Origin of the sequence: Sphingobium sp. Cam5-1 (genome assembly GCF_015693305.1) — a bacterium.
Classification (GTDB): Bacteria; Pseudomonadota; Alphaproteobacteria; order Sphingomonadales; family Sphingomonadaceae; genus Sphingobium.
The window spans coordinates 297,115-315,838 of record NZ_CP065139.1 but is presented as its reverse complement, the minus strand read 5'-3'; the positions used below and the strand labels follow the sequence as shown (position 1 = coordinate 315,838).

Genomic DNA, 18,724 nt, shown 5'->3' with positions numbered 1-18,724 from the left:
CGACGCTCATCGTGCGCACCGGGCGATCGCCAGGTCCAAGGCAGCCTTGCGATCGACCTTGCCTGAAGCCATCCGCGGCAGCCGATCTACGACGACATATTCCTTGGGAACGGCATAGCAGGGCAGGTTGGCGGTCAAATGAGCGACGGCGTCGGAGCGACTGAACGCCTGATCTTCCCGGCGTTCCACCACGGCGACCGGCACCTGGTGCAGCACTGGGTCAGGAACGCCAACGACGGTGCAGTTGGCGACGCCGGGGCATTCCGATAGCAGGCACTCGACGTGAGAAGGCAGGATCTTCTCCCCGCCGCGATTGATAATGTCGTCCACCCGGCCGCTTAGATATAGGCGTCCGTCCTGGTCCATCTTCCCCAGATCACCAGTCCGCAACCATTCGCCACGGATCTTTCGTGCGGTTTCGGCCGGACAGCGCCAGTAGCCCAGCATGCGTGTTGGCCCTGCCACCCATATCTCGCCGACTGTACCCGCTGGCACATCGTTGTCCTGGTCGTCCACGAGCCGCATTTTCACCCCCGGTGCGGGAAAGCCGACAGACGCGCCATGATCATGAATAAGCGTGGCCGGGAGGAAAGTGCAGGCCGATCCGAACTCGGTGAGGCCGTAGCCGTGGACCAATGCCAAATGAGGCCAACGGTCGTTAAGTTCGCTCGACCAGGCCTGAGGCATGGGCGATCCCCCGAACACAACAACACGGGCAGGTCCGAACACGACATCGCTTTCGTCCATCAGCATCAGCATGCGCAGCACGCTGGGAACAGCAGTGACGAAGGTGGAGGGCGACTGGCGGAAAGCCTCAATGGCATCCTTGCGATGAAACTCTGTCACCAGCACCGTCTCGCCGCCGACGATCAGCATCTGCCCCAATTGGTCGATAAAACCCGTATTGTGGAACAGGGGCGAAAGCACGATGGTGTTGTCGTCCGGGCCGGTATTCAGAAACCGCTGATAGGTGGCGGATGCTTCGAAAATGGCCCGCGCGCTCAGAACCGCGCCTTTTGGCAGCCCCGTCGTGCCCGACGTGAAGCTTATGACTGCCGGATCGTCGGCGGCAGGGAGAGGCGGAAGTGACATTTGAAGCGGCCGTTCCCATGCTTCCAGCACATCAAGCCGCACGTTCGCGATACCGAACATATATTGGTGCTTGATGTCCGCCAGGGCGAGTTTCGCCTCCAATAACGCAGCAGAATCGGCCATCTGCTTAGGCGAAATCCGGTTATTGACCAGAGCCGCGATGGCTCCCAAGCGCATGATGCCCAGATAGGCGACCACCCAGTCGATGCTATTATAGCCCACGACGATGACCCGATCGCCAGCCGTCACGCCCAGATTCATGAGCCATTGCGCCCGGCACTCCGCCTCGTGCGCCAGTTGAGCGAAGGTCATCAGCCTCGATCCGTGCCTGATCGCGACCCGATCGGAACGATGCTCAGCCCAGTGATATAGGCTGTCCCAGAGACGTTCGAGTTTGGGCATGTGGGACGGACTCTCTCTGGAATGATCCGTTTGCCCAACGGCATCAGATAGGATCATCACTATTCCGCCACTTCCTCTCGCTATATCCGACTATCGATGGACGCAGGCGGCCTGAGATGGCTTGTCTGCGCGTTGCAAAAGTCAACATATCGTCTCGTTTGCACCACCCATATCTTTACTCCCCCAATGACGGCAAATGATCTTTGCCCCCGTGTGGATCGCGCTTCCGCTGGGCACGGCCAGTCCGATGGCTTGGATCGCAACTCTAAGACGGATGGCGTTCGTCAATCCTCCACTCTTATCCTTCTTCGCTGCGACTAAAGGGCGTCTCCTGCTTGATGTCATATGTGCTTTTTTATCAGCCCGGCTCCTCACCATCGAGGAGATATCAACTTATCCGCTTGACGTACGAACGATCGTTCATTAATATCCACTTCACTCCAGCAGATCTTCAAAGACACGACGGGGGGATTCCATGAAAATATTAGGCAAATTTACGTCTAACCAGTTGGGGCGACTCAGTGATGATCCTGTCATCAGCGGTGCTCAGGCGCGGATATTGCGGCAGGCGTATCGCGCCGGTCTTCTTGCAGGCGGATGCCTCTCGCTTGTCATGATCAGCCCTGCTCATGCGCAGGCGCCGAACAGCCAAGCCCGTGAGGGCATGGGTGAGATCGTCGTCACGGCCCAGCGCCGTGAGCAATCCATCCAGAAGGTCGGTATTGCCATCACGGCGTTGTCGGGCGACGAACTTTCCAAACTGGGTGTCGCGACGGCTGCTGACATAGCGCGTCAGGTCCCTGCGCTGGAATTTGACAGCGGCAGTGGCGGCGGGCTCAATGCTTTTGTGACCATACGCGGTGTGTCGCAGGTCGACTATTCGGAGCATCAGGAAGCGCCCAACGCCGTCTATCTTGATGAAGTCTACGTTCCGACGCCATCGATGGTCGCCTTCCCTGTCTATGACCTTGCGCGCGCGGAGGCGCTTCGTGGGCCGCAGGGAACGCTTTTTGGCCGGAACTCGACAGGTGGCCTGCTTCAGTTCGTGACCAAGGATCCCACCAAGGATTGGGACGGCTATTTCAATACCGAATATAGCAGCTTTTCCACCGGACGCGTCGAAGGGGCCGTCGGTGGGCCGATTGCGGATGGTGTCGCGTTCCGCCTCGCAGCTTTTGGACAGATCGGTAACGGTTGGTTCAAGAACAACAATCCGGCGGGCGGCAAGGACAGTTTCGAATCCAATAGCTTCGGGATACGCGGGAAGCTCGCCTTCGACATTGGCTCGGACTGGAAGGCGATAGTGACCGGGTCGCTCAACAAGAGCCCCAAGCATCGGGAGGGGGTCTACAAAGCCTACCCGGTCTATGTTGATGCCAATGGCGTAACCCAGTTCGTCCCTGCGGATGTTGATATTTATGGCACGGGTGCCGGCAATGATCCGTTCGGATATCGCGATCCGAGCAGTAAGGGAACCGAAGGGTCGTTCAACGATATCGGCTTCCTGAAGAAGCAGACCTATTATGGAACGCTCAAGCTGCAAGGATCGGTCGGCGGAGCAACCCTGACTTCGATCAGCAATTATACCAAGTCCAAGATCGATTATCTTGAGGATTCCGACGGTACGCCAAATAATATCTTTAATTTCGCGAGCGGCGGTTACACGCGCCAATTCTCTCAGGAATTGCGACTTTCAGGTGACGCGGGTCCGTTGAACTGGACCGTGGGCGGCTATTTCCTGGACCTTAAAGGCTCCTACTATACAGACTTCATTCTGGTAGGTAATTTCGACGCCATCAATACCTATCAGCAACGCACGCGTTCCTATGCCGCCTTCGGTCAGATCGAATATGAGATTCTGCCATCGGTGAAGGTTACCGTCGGCGGACGCTACACCCATGACCGCAAAGTGTTCAATTCGCAGGTGGCGCTGGGGCCGTTGGACCCCAATTACACCGGCACGTCTGCCGACCTTTATTGGGATTTCAATGCCCAGTCAGCAGCGGCGTGGGGTAGTTCCAACAAGCAGAGTCGTGGCGATTGGACCGGCAAGTTCCAAGTCAGCTATGAACCCAACAATAATATGCTGCTGTACGCGGGGGTCAGCCGGGGCATCCGCGGCGGGGGTTTCAATGCGACGGCGGACGGCACGCTGGGCCTTCAACCCGATGGCGTAACCGTCGACTATTCGGCGGTGCCCTTTGGTAACGAGACGGTGGTTGCGTATGAAGGCGGTGCCAAGCTGCGCATTTTCGACGGCAAGGCCAATGTCCGCGCAAGCGCTTTCTATTACGACTATTCCGGTTATCAGGCGTTCAACTATAATGGCCTGATCTCCACAGTGTCGAACAACGATGCCTATTATACGGGTGGTGAACTCGAAATCTTCGCCAATCCAATGGAAGGTCTGAATATTTCGCTGGGCGCGGCCTATCTGGATGCGAAAGTTAAGGGTATCGCGACACCCGGAGGAATTGTTGACGTAAGACCTGTTAAGGCACCGAAATGGTCCCTGAACGGCGTTGTTACCAAGAGATTCGATATCGGTATCTATCAGCTCGGCCTGCAATATGATTTCGACTATCAGTCGGAAAGCAAGGCCAACCTGATCGTGTCGCCTGTGACCACCTTGCCGTCCAGCTGGATGCACAACGCGCGCATCAGCATCGGGCGCAAAGATCAGGGATGGGAACTGTACGGCTTCGTTCGCAACTTTACGGACGTGAACCGCAAAGCCTTTGCCTACGACAATAGTTGGACGGGGCTTGCTCTCGGTTCTTTTGCTCCGCCGCGCACCTATGGCGTCGGGTTCCGAAAGGATTTCTGAGCGGGTTGAGGCCGACGGCTGCTAGTCGTCGGCCTCCTTTTATCCTGTAATTATCTCGCCGCAGACAGGTGCGACTGGCTGTGAGGATCGTAGGCTGCCGATGCAGATAGCTGAAACGAGAAACCGTGGATTGTGCAGGGCGGGGAAACGATGTCAGCCGTTTCGGCGCGCTGCAGGAGATGGCAGTGAAACTTGATCGCCGTAATTTTGTGACTGCAAGCACGGCCGCCTTGCTCGCGGGTCGGGGCTTGCTTGCAAGTTCGGCATCGGACGCAGCTATCCCCGCGGCCCGCCGCATGGTCAAAACGGCCGAGGGCACGCTGCGCGGCTATGAAACTGCAAAGCTCGCCATCTTCAAGGGGGTCGCTTACGGAGAGGACACAGCGCACCGGCGCTTCCAGGCGCCTGTTCCTGTCAAACCGTGGAATGGCGTGCGGGACGCGCTTACCTACGGGTCGCCCTGCTATCAGAATAATCCTGACCCCCCGGCATGGCAGGATGCGCAGCCGGAAAGCGAAGATTGCCTGAAGCTCAATATCTGGGCGCCCAAGGATGCCCGGAACGTGCCCGTCATGGTCTGGATTCACGGTGGCGGCTATTGGTGGGGTTCAGGCGGTATGCCCGCCTATGACGGTTCTGCCCTGGCCGAAAGAGGCGGGGTCATCGTAGTCACGGTGAACCATCGGCTCAATGTCTTCGGTTATCTGAACCTGGGTTCACTGGTTCCTGAATTTGAAAATATCGGCAATCCCGGTCATCGCGATCTGGTGGAAGCGCTCCGCTGGATTCAACGGAACATCGCGGCCTTTGGTGGCGATGCTCAGCAGGTAACGATCTTTGGGGAATCAGGGGGCGGGGGCAAAGTCACGACCTTGCTTTCGACGCCCAGCGCCAAGGGGCTGTTCCAGCGCGCGATTGTGCAGAGTTTGTCAGCGCCGCGATTCCGAACGAATGACATGGCGCAGAAGGAAGTGCGCGACCTCTGCGCGTTGGTGGGGGTCGATCCGAACAACCCGCGTGCTCTGGTCGATGTGCCTGCGACCGAATTAAAGCCGGCCTACGCGGAATTTTTCAAGGGTGACGCGCTGATAGGGGATATCGGCCTGCTGCCCCTGGCGCCCGTCCAGGACGGCAATCTGCTGCCCTATCAGCCACGCGATCCACGCGCGATGGCCCTTTGGGCAGATGTGCCGCTTCTGGTCGGCACTACGCGGGACGAAGCGGTGTGGCTGATGTCGCAAAATGGGTCGCTTCCCAACCCGTCAAACGACGAGGAGCTTTTGGCAGCGCTTGCACCGATGCGTCATCTTGGACGGCCGCGACTGGACGCCTTGGTCCGCGCCTTCCGTCATCAAATGCCGAACGCTGATCGGCAGCATCTGATGGTCGCGGTCGGGACCACCATTTGGATGGGCGCCGATGCGGTGCGTCAGGCGGACATGAAAGCCGCGCTCGATGCTGCGCCGGTCTATTATTACCGCTTCGACTGGGAAGAACCATTCATGAACGGATTCTGGGCGTTGCATGGTGGGGATGTCGGCTTTGTATTCGGCACCCAGGATCTGCCGACGATCGTCGACGCGAAATCGGATGTCATCGCGGAGCGCAGCAAGCGCTACCGCAACAAAGAATGGTACGCCGTGCGAGATGCGATGATGGATAGTTGGATCGCCTTTGCCAAAACCGGCAATCCCGGCAACAAGACGGTGCCGGATTGGCCCGCTTATTCGCTGGCAAGCCGTTCCTTCATGCGGTTCGATGTTCATTCTTCGGTGGCCCAGGACCCGCTTCCGGCTGAAGTTATCGCCTTGATGTATGATGCTTGAAAGTGAGCCCGGCGCGGAGGCGGTTTCTGCCCCGCGATTGCCCAATAGAAGCATTTGACGGACGGCATGGCCATGCATAGCCTCCTTGAAGAAACAATCGTTCGTTCTTAAACCAATGTTTCATTTCACCTTTGTGAGGTCCCTATGAGCAAGGCTGAATTCAACCGCAAATTGATCAATGACTATCTGGATTGCTGGGAACGCGGCGATATCGAGACTGCGCAGAGCTATTGGTCCGACGATATGTTTTTCTTCCAGGCCGGTCACAGCAGGCTGGCCGGAAAGTTCGATAGTCCGGCGGATTTCAATAAGCGCTGGGTGGGGCCGTTGCTCGAAATGACCAACAATCGCTGGACGGTCACGTCCAACCCGGAAGTCATCTTGTCGGGCGATGATGGCTGCGTCGTCAACATCTACGAAAAGATGGTGCGCGACGGAAAGGGCGAGATCGATACGAACAAGCTGGTCGTCTACACTATTCGCGGCGACAAGATTACCAGCTGCCGCATGTATGACGGCGACCAGGGAGCTATTGACGACTTCTGGTCGTAAACGGCGACGGGGCGGCGCTGGGTTCGGCAGCCGGGCGAGAGGAAATCTGACCAAGGCCATGCAACGACCGCTTATTGACATACGAACAATCGTTAATTAATATAATCACAACAGGGCGAGGTGGAGCAGCAATCATGGACGTGATGGATGAGGCGAGTCTGAAGCAGTTCGATGTCCCGGATCATATTCCGAGGGACAGGATCTACGACTTCGACATGTACAACCCTGCGGGCAATGGTGAAAAAGACTATTATGATATCTGGCGGACGCTGCAGGAACCCGGCGTGCCGGACATCATCTGGACGCCGCATAATGAAGGCCACTGGATTGCTACGCGTGGCAGCACAGTCTCAGAGGTGTTGAAGGATTATACACGCTTCACCAGCGAGATATTCTTCATTCCCAAGACGATGGGCGCGGAATGGGACGGTCTGCCGTCCATGCTCAATCCTCCTGAACATACGCCCTATCGCCAGATTCTGAACCGTTACATGGGTCGTGACAAGATCATGGCCATGGAGCCGGAAATCCGGGCGCTGTCGATCGAACTGATTGAGGCGTTCGCCGCAGATGGACATTGCGAATTGAAATCGCAGCTGGCGGATATCTTCCCCATCAAGATGTTCCTCGCACTCACCAAACTGCCTTACGAAGATGCAGACAAGCTGCTCCGCTACGTGGCAATGATGATGAAGCCGGAAGGCACGGCTGAAGAAATGGCCGATAGCTTGGTCCGGGGGAAGAAGGCACTCTACGATTATATCGCGCCTGTTCTGGCGGAGCGTACCGCAAATCCCGGCAGCGACATTATCAGTGGAATTGCCCATGCCACTGTCGACGGGCGGCCGCTGACCACGGATGAGAAGAACCGCCTGATCACGATCGTGCTGCTGGGCGGGCTCGACACGGTGCTGAACTTCATTCCGGTATGCTTCGCTCATCTCGCTCAGCATCCCGACGTGGTGGAAGAGATCCACAAGAATGCCGATCGTCTGGCGATGGTCAGCGAAGAACTGTTCCGGCGCTTTCCACTCGTAAACGAAGGTCGCATGGTGGCAAAGGACATCGAATATGACGGCGTCCTGCTGAAAGCCGGTGACATGGTGCTCGCGCCCACGACGATGCACGGCATCGACGATCGCGAAAACGAGTGCCCGATGAAGGTGGACTTTACCCGTAAGAAGAAGTCGCACAGCACTTTCGGGGCGGGTGCGCATGTCTGCGCGGGAATGCATCTTGCGCGGATCGAAGTGATGATCCTGCTGGAGGAATGGCTGAAGCGGATCCCTCGCTTCCGCATGAAGCCGGGATTCAAGTTCATCACGCGTAGCGGCATCATCGGATCGGCTGATGCGCTTGAGCTCGAGTGGGACGTAAACTGAGCCCGCCTCTCGGCAACATGATAAAGACAGTAAGGTAATAAAATGGGCAGACTGGACGGAAAAGTTGCGTTGATCACCGGCGGAAGCGCTGGTCTGGGCCGGGTGACCTCGCTCCTTTTCGCGCAGGAAGGCGCCAAAGTCGTGATCAGTGACCTTTCCGACGGCGCGGAAGCGGTTGCCGATATTGAAGCAATCGGTGGACAAGCGCTTTTCGTGAAGGCGGACGTCAGCAAATCGGCTGACGTTCAGAATATGGTGCAGGCGGCCGTGGACAAGTTCGGTCGCCTGGACATCCTCTATAACAACGCTGCCATCTGGTTTGAGCAGCCGCCGCTCGCGGATATTTCGGAAGAGGATTTCGACCGTGTGTACCAGGTGAACGTCAAGGGCGTTTTCCTGGGTATGAAATATGGCATCCAACAAATGCTGAAGCAGGGCGGCGGCACGATCGTCAATTGCGGTTCGATTAATTGCTTCGTCGCAGAGGCGGGTTCGAGCGACTATGCGACCACGAAGGGCGCGGTGCTGATGCTGACGAAGCAGGGCGCCGTTGAATATGCGAAGAACAACATTCGCATCAACTGCGTCTGTCCCGGCCCGATGCTGACGCCGATGGTGCGCGCCGCCGCCGAAAAGGCCGGTCAGACGATCCCGGAATTTTCTCAGCAATGGAACCTGCCCCGTGGGCTGGTTGCCGATCCGCTGGAAGTGGCGAAGGTCGTTCTGTTCCTGGCCAGCGACGATTCTTCCAATCTCTTCGGCGCGTCCATCTTGGCGGACGGAGGCTACACGGCACTATAGCCGGTAGGTCGATGTAAGATCCGAAGGGCGAAAGATGAGCATCCAAAGCGGCCGCGTCTATGGGAAGGTCGCGCTGATCACCGGCGGCGCAAGCGGCATGGGAGCGGCGATCGCCACCCGGTTCGTGCGGGAGGGCGCGTCGGTCATCATTGCCGATATGGACGCCGGTCGCGGTAGGGCATTGGAGGAAAGGCTGGGCAGTCAGGCGCGCTTCATGCCGCTGGACGTACGGTTAGAGGAGGACTGGACCAGCGCCGTCAATGAGGCCGAGCGGCAATTTGGCCACCTCAGCATCCTCGTGAACTGTGCCGGTATCCTGAAGGAATCGTCGCTGGAGGACACGACGCCGGAGGAATATCGCCTCCTGACCGATGTCATGCAATTCGGCGTCTATCTGGGCATGCGCGCCGTCGCGCCATCCATGCGCAGGGGGGGCGGCGGATCGATCATCAACATTTCCTCGACCGCGGGCATGGTTGGCTATCCTCAGACCTTCGCTTACACGGCAGCGAAATGGGCTGTGCGCGGCATGACCAAGGCTGCGGCGCTGGACCTTGCGGACGGAAAAATCCGCGTGAACAGCATCCATCCCGGCAATACGAATACGCCCATGATACAGGGCAATGATTATTCGGTGGAGGAAGTGCCGCTCAAGCGCAACGCCAGCGCGGAGGAGATCGCCCATCTTGCGCTATTTCTGGCATCCGATGAATCCCTTTACATCACTGGCGCGGAGCATGTCATCGATGGTGGTTTTACCGCATATTGACGCGACGGGCATGCGGGAATGAAAGTAGGGACATGATGAAGGTCAAGGACATCGGCATGACCTTCGTCAAATGCACCCGGTTCCTGAGCGTGGACACCGCGCGTATTGAAACGCACGGCGTCGATGGCGACAGGGAGTTTATCCTGCTTGATCAGCATGGTGCGCCAATGCCGTCTCATCATCACGGCTTGTTCGCGCCGCTCGCCTTCCATTTCGACCCGGCGACCGAACGGCTGACGCTGACCTTCCCCGACGGCCGCACCGTCGAGGGCAGCGGAGCAGGGAGCGGCGCAACCATGGCGCTGGATTATATGGGCATGCGGATGGTCGACGTGCGCGACGTCGATGGGAATTGGAACCAGCTTCTGACCGAATATGCTGGCCGACCCGTGCGCATGGTCCGCAGCATCCGGGCCGGTGGCGGTATAGATGTTCTGCCGATCACCTTCTTCACCACGGCATCACTGCGCAACTTGTCTGCAAAAATGGGACAAGCCGTAGATGCAAGGCGATTCCGGGCGAATTTGGTGATCGATCATGATCAGCCCTTTGCCGAGGACGGTTGGGAAGGCTGCACTTTGAGGATCGGCGAGGTGTTGCTGCGTGTGCGTAGCGGCGTGCCGCGTTGCGTAGTCACCCAATGCCATCCGGAAACAGGCGCTAACGACATGGCGGTCGTTCCGACGTTGGGCAAGTTCCGAAGCCGCGTCCATTTGCCTGACGGCTTAATGCCGAGCTATTCCACGCCTGCCTTTGCATCCTATGCCGAGGTGCTTGAGCCCGGCGTCGTGAAGCGTGGAGACCATGTGCAACTTACCGCCGCACCGCATTGACGATGCTCATCGCCAGCGTTATAAGAACAACCGTTAATTAATATGGTTGTGTGCGAAGGGGACCTTTATCGAGTGGCCGCATATCCGGCTGACGGGTTTAGCGGCGTCGAAAAGGGGAGGGCGACTCGTCTGGTCGTCATGACGATACCGGGATGCCGGGTCGGATCTTCGCACAGATTGGCCATGAGGGTATGAGGATGTTGGAATGACCACTGGAAATCCGCATTTGGGCGAGTCCAAGCTTGACCTCGTCGTCCTGTCGCGCCGGGACGCAGCCGAAGGGGTGGTCGTCCTGGAGTTGGGATCGAAGGATGGAGCCGACCTGCCGACCTGGGAGCCGGGAGCGCATATCGACCTGGAGCTTGCGAACGGGATGATCCGTCAATATTCGCTGTGCGGGTCGCCGTCCGATCGGAAGCGCTGGAAGATCGGCGTACTGCGCGAACCCGAGAGCCGGGGCGGCAGTGCCTTCATTCATAATGTACTGAAGGAAGGCATGGCGGTCCACGTCGTTGGTCCGCGCAACCATTTCAAGCTGGAGCCGAGCGGGCGTTACATCTTCATCGCGGGCGGCATCGGCATCACGCCGATCATTCCCATGATCGCCGCGGTCGATGCTGCGGGAGCGGATTGGACATTGGCCTATGGCGGCCGCTCACGCGGATCGATGGCCTTTATGGAAGAGCTTTCCAGTCGCGGTTCCGCCGTTTCAGTGCAGCCTTTTGACGAGGTGGGTCATATCGACCTGGCGTCTCTCCTCGATCATCCAGATTCCACTGCGCTCGTCTATTGCTGCGGCCCTGAACCGCTGCTTTCGGCGGTGGAAGGCAAATGCGAAAGCTGGCCGAGCGGCGCGCTCCATCTGGAGCGCTTTTCCGCCAAGCCGCTGGAGCAGCCGTCCTTCGATGGACCGTTTGAGGTCGAACTGGCGGGCAGCGGTCAGGTTTACACCGTCACGCCGGGCGAATCGATCATGGAAGTTCTGGAGGATGCGGGCCTCGATGTTCTCTGCTCCTGCCGGGAAGGCGTGTGCGGCAGCTGTGAAACGGCCCTCATTTCAGGCGCGGCCGACCATCGCGATTCTGTCCTGTCTGACGATGAGAAGGCGCAGAACAGCCGGATTATGATCTGCGTATCACGCAGCCGCACCGGCGAACGGCTTGTGCTCGATCTGTGACAGTTGCAGCATGTCGGCCTCGTAGGCTGCTGATAGCGATGAACTTAATCGTGGAAGAATGTGAGCTGTAGATGATCGGGACGATGATGGATTTTGAGCTGACGATAGGCTCTATCCTGCTGCATGCGGATCGATTTCACGGGGATCGCGCAATCGTGTCGCGCCAGCCCGACGCCAGCATCGTGCGCAGCTCCTATTCGCAGGTTCTCAATCGCTCGCGGCAACTGTGCAATGCGCTGACTGCCCTGGGCGTCGTTGCCGGAGACCGGGTCGCCACTCTGGCCACCAATTCCTTGAGGCATCTGGAGGTGTATTTCGCCGTCCCCGCCATGGGCGCGATCATCCATACCGTAAATCCCCGGCTGTTCCCGGAACAGGTCGAATTCATCATCAATCACGCGCAGGACAAGGTCCTGTTGGTCGAGCCGCAATTCGTTCCGCTAGTTGAACAGATCAGGGGAAGCCTGAAAAATGTTCGTCACATTGTCGTCATGGGGTCGGACGACGGGGACGCTGCCGGGCTTCTGCCTTATGACGAACTGGTCGAAGCAGCGTCCCCTGTCTTCGACTTTCCGGTGATCCCCGAACGAACCGGGTCGGCGCTCTGCTATACCTCAGGCACCACGGGCGCCCCCAAAGGAGTCCTTTATTCCCATCGCTCGGTCGTGCTGCAATCGCTGGTGATTTCGGGCATTGACTGGTTCGCGGTCCGGCGCCGGGACAGCCTGCTTCCCATAGTTCCCATGTATCATGTGAATGCGTGGACGCTGCCTTTTGCTGCGGCGATGAACGGGTCGAAGCTCGTCCTCCCGGGCAGCGCTCTGGATTCACGCAGCCTGTTCGAACTAATCAGCACGGAACAGGTGACGCTGGCCGCAGGGGTGCCCACGATCTGGAGCGACCTGATCCAGTTTCTGGAAGCGCAGGACGAACGCGTCGACTCGCTTGAGCGGGTTATCGTCGGCGGGACGGCTCCCACGCCATCGATGATCAAGACGTTGGAGGAAAAATACGGCGTCCAGACCTGCCATGGCTGGGGGATGACCGAAACCAGTGCTGGTGGTCTTTTCAACGCTCCCCATGATTGGGATCATCTGGACAATGAAGACAGGCGCGTCATGCTCGGAAAGCAGGGCCGCACTCCCTACCCGTTCAATATTCGCATCGTCGATGCGGACGGGGAGGAGGCTCCCTGGGATGGGAAGACTTTCGGCAGCCTGCAAATCCGTGGCCCCAGCGTAACGTCCAGCTATTATAACGGCGATGGTCCTCCGATCCAGGCCGCGCGCGATGGATGGCTACCGACCGGCGACATCGCCGTCGTCGATCCCGCTGGCTATGTCGAAATCGTGGATCGCGAGAAGGATGTCATCAAGTCCGGCGGGGAATGGATCAGTTCCATCGCGCTGGAAAATATCGCCGCGTCTCATCCCGATGTTGCGGAAGCGGCTGTCATCGGTATCCCGCATCCACGATGGGACGAAAGGCCGCTGCTGGTCGTAGTTCCTCGCGCTGACTGTCGACCGGACCCGGCCGACCTTATCGCCTATTTCGCTGGCAAGTGCGCAAAATGGTGGATTCCCGATGAGGCGGTCCTCGTAGACAGCATCCCAAGGCAGGCTACGGGCAAAGTCTTCAAGGCGCGGTTGCGGGAAGACCATGCAAAAGCCAGAGCGGAAAGCCCATCCGTGGAAACCGGGTCAGGTCCGGTCTGAACTGGCATGTCCGCCTTTCCTCACATGCTTGCGGCGGGCCGCTGGCATGATGTGGACAACGGATGTTCGTATATTTTGGAAGAGTAGCTGGGGAGCAGAAAGTGGTTCACATCCAGGACGATCTAGCCAAGGCGCAGGACGAGTTCCTGCCACTTGGCGACCCTGAATTTGTCAAAAATCCCTATCCCTGGTTTGAACGGCTGCGCAAGGAGCGTCCATTGCATCGGCTGCCGAACGGCACCTATGTCGTGTCACGCTACCATGATATCGTCAAATATGGTCGCTTGCCCGAACTCACTATCCTGGAGCCGGAGGACGCGCCGGAAAATGCCTTCACGGCGGGCTTTGGGGATACGATGCTCAGCAGGGAAGGTCCGGCGCATGTCGCGCTGCGTGGCCGGACGGCCAAATGGTTCACGCCTCCGCTGATCAGGCAATATGCCGCCGCCGCTGAAAGGGCGGTCAACGAGGCGCTGGATGAATATAAAGATGGCGAGGTGATCGACGGGCATCACAAGCTTGGCATGATCCCGACCCACGCGCTGATGTGTGACGCGCTCCAACTGCCCACCGATGATCCGGAATCCGCGGTGGGCGCGATGCTTGACGTGATGCGAGGGATCAGTTCGGTCGCCACCGCGAAGGACGACGAGATTGCGGCGAAGGGTTTTGCCTATTTGCGGTCTCGTGTGATGGATCTGATCGCTTACAAGAAAGAAAATCCCGGTACCGGGCTTGCCGATGCGCTGATCGAAGCGGAAGAAAAGGGAGAGATCACACGCGAGGAGATGATCCAGACGCTTTCGCTATTCTGGGGGTCTGGCGCGCACAATCCATCTTATCTGATCGGTGCGGCCCTCGAATATTTCGCGAAACATCCTGACCTTTACCAGATGTATCGCGAGCAACCGGAAAAGCGACGCGCGATCCTGAATGAGATCATTCGCCTGTTCCCTGCGGAATTGTCATTCATAAGGAACACCACGGAGCCGGTCGAGATATTGGGCACGCTGATCCCGGAACGCACGCCGGTTCGATTTCTGCTCAATTCGGCCAATCGCGACCCTGACGTTTTTCCTAGTCCGGATGAGGTGGATCTCAATCGCCCGGCCAAGGCCATGCCGCTCAGTTTCGGCATTGGGCCGCACGCCTGCGCCGGGACCGCCATCGCCCGGATCGGAGCCGAGATTATCTTCGATGTCATCGCAAGTCGGGTCAAGCGGATCGAGATGGCGGGGGATTCCGTGTTTGACGCCACGGATCGGTCGCGCGCCTTCATCAGTCAGGCGCTCAGGCTGTATCTCGACTAAACGGCTTCGCGCGCCTGCCGGCATGCCACCTCGCCCCAGATTCAGTCAGACGATCTGGGGCAACTCTTTGTGATTGTCAGCTTACCGAACCGCGCAGCCATTTGATTTGGCTGCCACCCGGTTCTCCAGCCTGTCGGCGAGGGAGGATCTGACAGGTTCGCCTCTCATGATCTTCCTCCAGGTGTTGTAACTTATGCCAAATACCTGATTCAAAGACTCGTCTGTCAGGACGAAATCTTCTGATTGCATGAGATCAACCGTATGCGGGCTGACTTTCTTCAGACGTTTACAACCATTGATCTCAGATTTTCCGAACATCGAATTTCTCACTGAAACGTGGTTTGCCCAGAGGGATGCTCAAGCGCCTGACGAGCGCGAACGACCGCAGCATATACATATAAATGAACGTTTGTAAATATACTGAAGTTTCGATTTAAACGTTCCATCACCAAGGCCGCAATTTACTCCGGACCCGTCATGCCTTGGCGAGGCCGTTCGTCATTCACCTGACGCCCGCGTGGAGGATGCATGGCTGTGGCCAGCTCATGTTGAAGGCATTCCACTACAGTTCGGACTTTCGGCAAGAGGTGTCTACGCTGTGGATATACCGCCCAGATCGGTTCGTCCTTCGCTCGATAATCTTCCAGAATTATCTCGACCATACCATGCCGAAGGTAGGGAAGGATGTAAAAGTCCGGCAGCTGACAGATGCCGAGACCGGAAATGCAAGCGTCGATAACGGCTTGCCCGCTGTTGCACCGAAAACGGCCCCTCGGTCGATGAAGTATCTCCTGCCCAGCGTCCGCAAAGCGCCATAGCGGGTTGGTGCCGATGATATGTTCATGGCGGTCCAGTTCCTCGATGCTGTGGGGTGTCCCGTGTCTGGCGAGATAACTGGGCGCTGCGCAGGTGTAGAGAGTCCGTGACGCAACCTCTATTGCGATCAACCGGCTGTCTGTCGGTTTGCCGGTACGAACTGCGAGGTCATATCCTTCTGAAATGGGATCGACGACTCGGTTGGTAAGGTCGATGGTAACGTTCAGCTTGGGATGGTGCATCGCAAAGCGGCGGATGATGGGCGCAACAAAACGTTCCCCCATCGCGGTCGAGCAGGTGACCTTCAACTCTCCTTGAGGCACGCCCTCTTCACCGATCATCGCGACCGCTTCATCTCTCTCCTGCGCGATCCGCTCGCATCGTTCGAGGAAGATGCGGCCCGTGTCGGTCAGGCTTACCCGCCGCGTCGTCCGATGGAACAGTTGAGCCTGGACGCGGCGTTCCAGGGCCATGATCGATCTGCTCATATGCGTCGATGACATGCCGATCAACTGCGCCGCGCGTGTGAACGACCCGGTGGACGCCACCGCGAGAAATTCGTCGAACCCGTCCCAGGACGACATAACTATCCCTCCTACACAATAGTGTATTGAGAAAAAACCCTATTATCGCCTTATTGGCCTAGTGCTAAGAGGCGCTATGTCATTTTGGATCGAGGAAATCGAATGAAAACCCGCGCCGCCGTCGCTTTCGAAGCCAAAAAGCCCCTTGAGATCGTGGAGCTGGACCTGGAAGGCCCCAAGGCTGGCGAGGTACTGGTGGAAATCATGGCGACGGGCATCTGTCACACCGATGCCTACACGCTCGATGGGTTCGACAGCGAAGGCATCTTCCCCTCGATCCTTGGCCATGAGGGGGCCGGGATAGTTCGAGAGGTCGGGTCAGGCGTAACGTCCGTAAAGCCCGGCGATCACGTCATCCCACTCTACACTCCGGAATGCCGCCAGTGCAAAAGCTGTCTTTCGGGCAAGACCAACCTGTGTACCGCGATCCGTGCGACCCAGGGCAAGGGGCTGATGCCCGACGGCACAACCCGCTTTTCCTACAAGGGACAGCCGATCTTTCACTATATGGGCTGCTCGACCTTCTCCAACTTCACGGTTCTGCCGGAAATCGCCGTAGCGAAAATCAGGGAAGACGCGCCGTTCCAGTCGAGCTGCTATATCGGCTGCGGCGTCACCACCGGGGTCGGTGCGGTCGTCAACACCGCAAAGGTGAAGGCGGGCGAGAATGTGGTCGTCTTCGGCCTTGGCGGCATCGGCCTCAATGTGATCCAGGGCGCCAAGATGGTGGGCGCGGGCAAGATCATCGGCATCGATATCAATGCCGACCGTGAGGAATGGGGCCGCAAGTTCGGCATGACCCATTTCATCAACAGCAGGGGCCTGTCGCGCGCCGAAACCGTGGCGGAGATCCTGGAGGTCACGGATGGCGGGGCCGACTATAGCTTCGATGCCACCGGCAACACCGAAGTCATGCGCACCGCGTTGGAATGCTGCCATCGCGGCTGGGGTGAAAGCATCATTATCGGCGTGGCTGAAGCGGGCAAGGAAATCAGCACCCGCCCGTTCCAGCTCGTCACCGGCCGGGTCTGGAAGGGGACGGCCTTCGGTGGCGCGAAGGGCCGGACCGATGTCCCCAAGATCGTCGACTGGTACATGAACGGGCATATTCAGATCGACCCGATGATCACGCATCTTCTGACGCTCGAAGAAATCAACAAGGGCTTCGACCTCATGCACGCGGGTGAAAGCATCCGCTCCGTGGTTCTTTTCTGAAAACACCGATTTAAAAGAGAGAGGAATATCCAGATGGCAGTTATCTCCGGTGACGGCGTGTTTTCGCACGCCTGTGTTGGCGCCAATGACCTCGCGCTCTCCTCGGCTTTCTACGATGCTGCGCTGGCGCCTCTGGGCGTCAAGAATCTCGGCCCGTTCGGAGAAAATGCGGTTCTCTACGGCAAGGATAAGCCCGCCTTTCTGGTTCTCCGCCCCGGCAATGGCGAAGCGCCTTCCGGCAATGGCGTGACGATCGGCTTTGCGGCGCAGGAGCCGGGTCAGGTTGACGCCTTCCATGCTGCCGGTCTGGCGGCCGGAGGCGTTTGCGAAGGTGCCGCTGGCCCTCGCCAGCACTTGCCCGGCGCCTATGCTGCCTATCTTCGCGACCCGGCGGGCAACAAGATTTGCGCATACAGCTTTACGGGCGACAACTGATCAATGGGTATAGAGCAGGTCAGCGCGAACCGTTCGTTCGAAGGCGTGCAAGGCGTGTACAAGCACGCGTCGAGCACGACCGGAACAGAGATGACCTTTTCGGTCTTCGTCCCACCACAGGCAGAGGGAAGCAAGCTCCCGATCGTGTGGTATCTGTCCGGGCTGACCTGCAACCACGCAAATGTGACGGAAAAGGGCGAGTTTCGCCGCGCATGCGCTGATCTTGGCCTAATATTCATAGCGCCGGACACATCGCCGCGCGGCGATGATGTGCCGGACGATCCGGCGGGCGCCTATGACTTTGGCCTTGGCGCGGGTTTCTACGTTGATGCGACCGAGGCTCCATACAACCGCCATTATCAGATGTGGTCCTATATCACGGACGAACTGCCGCGAGTGATCGCGGATAACTTCCCTGCGGATATGACCCGGCAGTCGATCATGGGCCACTCCATGGGCGGCCATGGTGCCTTGACCATCGGACTGCGCCACCCGGAACGATATGCGGCAGTCTCAGCCTTCGCCCCCATCGTTGCCCCAAGTCAGGTGCCCTGGGGCCAAAAGGCTTTGTCAGGATATCTCGGCAACGACCGCAAAGCGTGGCGAAAGCATGATGCAGTCGCCCTGATCGAGGATGGCGCCAGGGTCAGCGCGCTGTTGGTAGACCAAGGCGGGGCAGACACGTTTCTGGATCAGGAACTGCGCCCGCATCTGTTGAAGGACGCCTGCGCCGCAGCGAACATCGATCTCACCCTCAACATGCGCGAGGGCTATGATCACAGCTATTATTTCATTTCCACCTTCATGACGGATCATCTCCATTGGCACGCGGCACGATTGAGCTGTTCATAAATGAACGGCAGATAGTTCAACCGATATTCGATGTGGAATAAGTGCTCCGCTTCGACACAGTCCGGCTGCATGGTCGAGAGATGCTGCGACGTCGATCGTCAGCCATGCGCGCGATATGATATAGTGCCGTAGTGCG

The 18,724-nt window shown here is 58.2% G+C and carries 15 protein-coding genes; 13 read left to right on the top strand and 2 right to left on the bottom strand.

What is annotated here, in order from left to right; translation table 11 throughout:
* Positions 1 to 6: 6 nt before the first annotated feature.
* On the bottom strand, positions 7 to 1,494 hold the full coding sequence (locus IZV00_RS15535; protein ID WP_196227320.1) for a class I adenylate-forming enzyme family protein: 1,488 nt from the start codon (positions 1,492 to 1,494) through the stop codon (positions 7 to 9).
* A gap of 475 nt (positions 1,495 to 1,969) precedes the next feature.
* On the opposite strand from IZV00_RS15535, the gene IZV00_RS15530 reads away from it, so the two are divergent.
* From IZV00_RS15530 to IZV00_RS15485, 10 genes are all read left to right on the top strand, one after another.
* Positions 1,970 to 4,321 carry a TonB-dependent receptor gene (locus IZV00_RS15530; protein WP_196227319.1) on the top strand — a complete coding sequence of 784 codons (2,352 nt, stop codon included), beginning with the start codon at positions 1,970 to 1,972 and terminating at the stop codon, positions 4,319 to 4,321.
* A 185-nt stretch (positions 4,322 to 4,506) separates the two neighbouring features.
* On the top strand, positions 4,507 to 6,147 hold the full coding sequence (locus IZV00_RS15525) for a carboxylesterase/lipase family protein (protein ID WP_196227318.1): 1,641 nt from the start codon (positions 4,507 to 4,509) through the stop codon (positions 6,145 to 6,147).
* 144 nt (positions 6,148 to 6,291) lie between these two features.
* On the top strand, positions 6,292 to 6,699 hold the full coding sequence (locus IZV00_RS15520) for a nuclear transport factor 2 family protein (protein WP_196227317.1): 408 nt from the start codon (positions 6,292 to 6,294) through the stop codon (positions 6,697 to 6,699).
* Between the two features lie 134 nt (positions 6,700 to 6,833).
* Positions 6,834 to 8,081 (top strand): cytochrome P450, encoded by a 1,248-nt coding sequence (locus IZV00_RS15515; protein WP_196227316.1) that lies wholly within the window; start codon positions 6,834 to 6,836, stop codon positions 8,079 to 8,081.
* Between the two features lie 42 nt (positions 8,082 to 8,123).
* Positions 8,124 to 8,882, top strand: coding sequence for an SDR family NAD(P)-dependent oxidoreductase (locus IZV00_RS15510; protein ID WP_196227315.1), 759 nt, complete (start codon positions 8,124 to 8,126; stop codon positions 8,880 to 8,882).
* Positions 8,883 to 8,916: 34 nt separating this feature from the next.
* Positions 8,917 to 9,651 carry an SDR family oxidoreductase gene (locus tag IZV00_RS15505; protein WP_196227314.1) on the top strand — a complete coding sequence of 245 codons (735 nt, stop codon included), beginning with the start codon at positions 8,917 to 8,919 and terminating at the stop codon, positions 9,649 to 9,651.
* A gap of 32 nt (positions 9,652 to 9,683) precedes the next feature.
* Positions 9,684 to 10,484: an MOSC domain-containing protein gene (locus tag IZV00_RS15500; protein WP_196227313.1), complete on the top strand. Its 801-nt coding sequence runs from the start codon at positions 9,684 to 9,686 to the stop codon at positions 10,482 to 10,484.
* Positions 10,485 to 10,689: 205 nt separating this feature from the next.
* A complete protein-coding gene (locus IZV00_RS15495; protein WP_196227312.1) occupies positions 10,690 to 11,661 on the top strand; it encodes a PDR/VanB family oxidoreductase in 972 nt (323 codons plus the stop codon).
* A 71-nt stretch (positions 11,662 to 11,732) separates the two neighbouring features.
* Positions 11,733 to 13,376: a long-chain fatty acid--CoA ligase gene (locus IZV00_RS15490; RefSeq protein ID WP_196227311.1), complete on the top strand. Its 1,644-nt coding sequence runs from the start codon at positions 11,733 to 11,735 to the stop codon at positions 13,374 to 13,376.
* A 101-nt stretch (positions 13,377 to 13,477) separates the two neighbouring features.
* Positions 13,478 to 14,686, top strand: a complete 1,209-nt coding sequence (locus IZV00_RS15485; RefSeq protein WP_196227310.1) for a cytochrome P450 — start codon at positions 13,478 to 13,480, stop codon at positions 14,684 to 14,686.
* Positions 14,687 to 15,147: 461 nt separating this feature from the next.
* Here IZV00_RS15485 and IZV00_RS15480 read toward each other — a convergent pair whose 3' ends face one another.
* Positions 15,148 to 16,086 (bottom strand): LysR family transcriptional regulator, encoded by a 939-nt coding sequence (locus IZV00_RS15480; protein ID WP_196227309.1) that lies wholly within the window; start codon positions 16,084 to 16,086, stop codon positions 15,148 to 15,150.
* A gap of 102 nt (positions 16,087 to 16,188) precedes the next feature.
* On the opposite strand from IZV00_RS15480, the gene IZV00_RS15475 reads away from it, so the two are divergent.
* Genes IZV00_RS15475 through fghA form a run of 3 tightly spaced genes read left to right on the top strand, consistent with a single transcriptional unit; the run spans position 16,189 to position 18,588 of the window.
* Complete coding sequence (locus tag IZV00_RS15475; protein ID WP_196227308.1) at positions 16,189 to 17,301, top strand: S-(hydroxymethyl)glutathione dehydrogenase/class III alcohol dehydrogenase; 1,113 nt, start codon at positions 16,189 to 16,191, stop codon at positions 17,299 to 17,301.
* Between the two features lie 33 nt (positions 17,302 to 17,334).
* Entirely contained in the window at positions 17,335 to 17,736 is a 402-nt protein-coding gene (locus IZV00_RS15470) for a VOC family protein (protein WP_196227307.1), read from the top strand.
* 9 nt (positions 17,737 to 17,745) lie between these two features.
* The gene (gene fghA / locus IZV00_RS15465; RefSeq protein ID WP_196227467.1) at positions 17,746 to 18,588 is read left to right on the top strand and encodes an S-formylglutathione hydrolase; all 843 of its coding nucleotides are present in this window, start codon (positions 17,746 to 17,748) and stop codon (positions 18,586 to 18,588) included.
* Positions 18,589 to 18,724 lie beyond the last annotated feature (136 nt).

Coding starts and splice junctions, on each gene's coding strand:
- IZV00_RS15535 (WP_196227320.1), bottom strand. CDS start 1,494: ATGCCCAAACTCGAACGTCTCTGGGACAGCCTATATCACTGGGCTGAG.
- IZV00_RS15530 (WP_196227319.1), top strand. CDS start 1,970: ATGAAAATATTAGGCAAATTTACGTCTAACCAGTTGGGGCGACTCAGT.
- IZV00_RS15520 (WP_196227317.1), top strand. CDS start 6,292: ATGAGCAAGGCTGAATTCAACCGCAAATTGATCAATGACTATCTGGAT.
- IZV00_RS15515 (WP_196227316.1), top strand. CDS start 6,834: ATGGACGTGATGGATGAGGCGAGTCTGAAGCAGTTCGATGTCCCGGAT.
- IZV00_RS15510 (WP_196227315.1), top strand. CDS start 8,124: ATGGGCAGACTGGACGGAAAAGTTGCGTTGATCACCGGCGGAAGCGCT.
- IZV00_RS15505 (WP_196227314.1), top strand. CDS start 8,917: ATGAGCATCCAAAGCGGCCGCGTCTATGGGAAGGTCGCGCTGATCACC.
- IZV00_RS15500 (WP_196227313.1), top strand. CDS start 9,684: ATGATGAAGGTCAAGGACATCGGCATGACCTTCGTCAAATGCACCCGG.
- IZV00_RS15495 (WP_196227312.1), top strand. CDS start 10,690: ATGACCACTGGAAATCCGCATTTGGGCGAGTCCAAGCTTGACCTCGTC.
- IZV00_RS15490 (WP_196227311.1), top strand. CDS start 11,733: ATGATCGGGACGATGATGGATTTTGAGCTGACGATAGGCTCTATCCTG.
- IZV00_RS15480 (WP_196227309.1), bottom strand. CDS start 16,086: ATGTCGTCCTGGGACGGGTTCGACGAATTTCTCGCGGTGGCGTCCACC.
- IZV00_RS15475 (WP_196227308.1), top strand. CDS start 16,189: ATGAAAACCCGCGCCGCCGTCGCTTTCGAAGCCAAAAAGCCCCTTGAG.
- IZV00_RS15470 (WP_196227307.1), top strand. CDS start 17,335: ATGGCAGTTATCTCCGGTGACGGCGTGTTTTCGCACGCCTGTGTTGGC.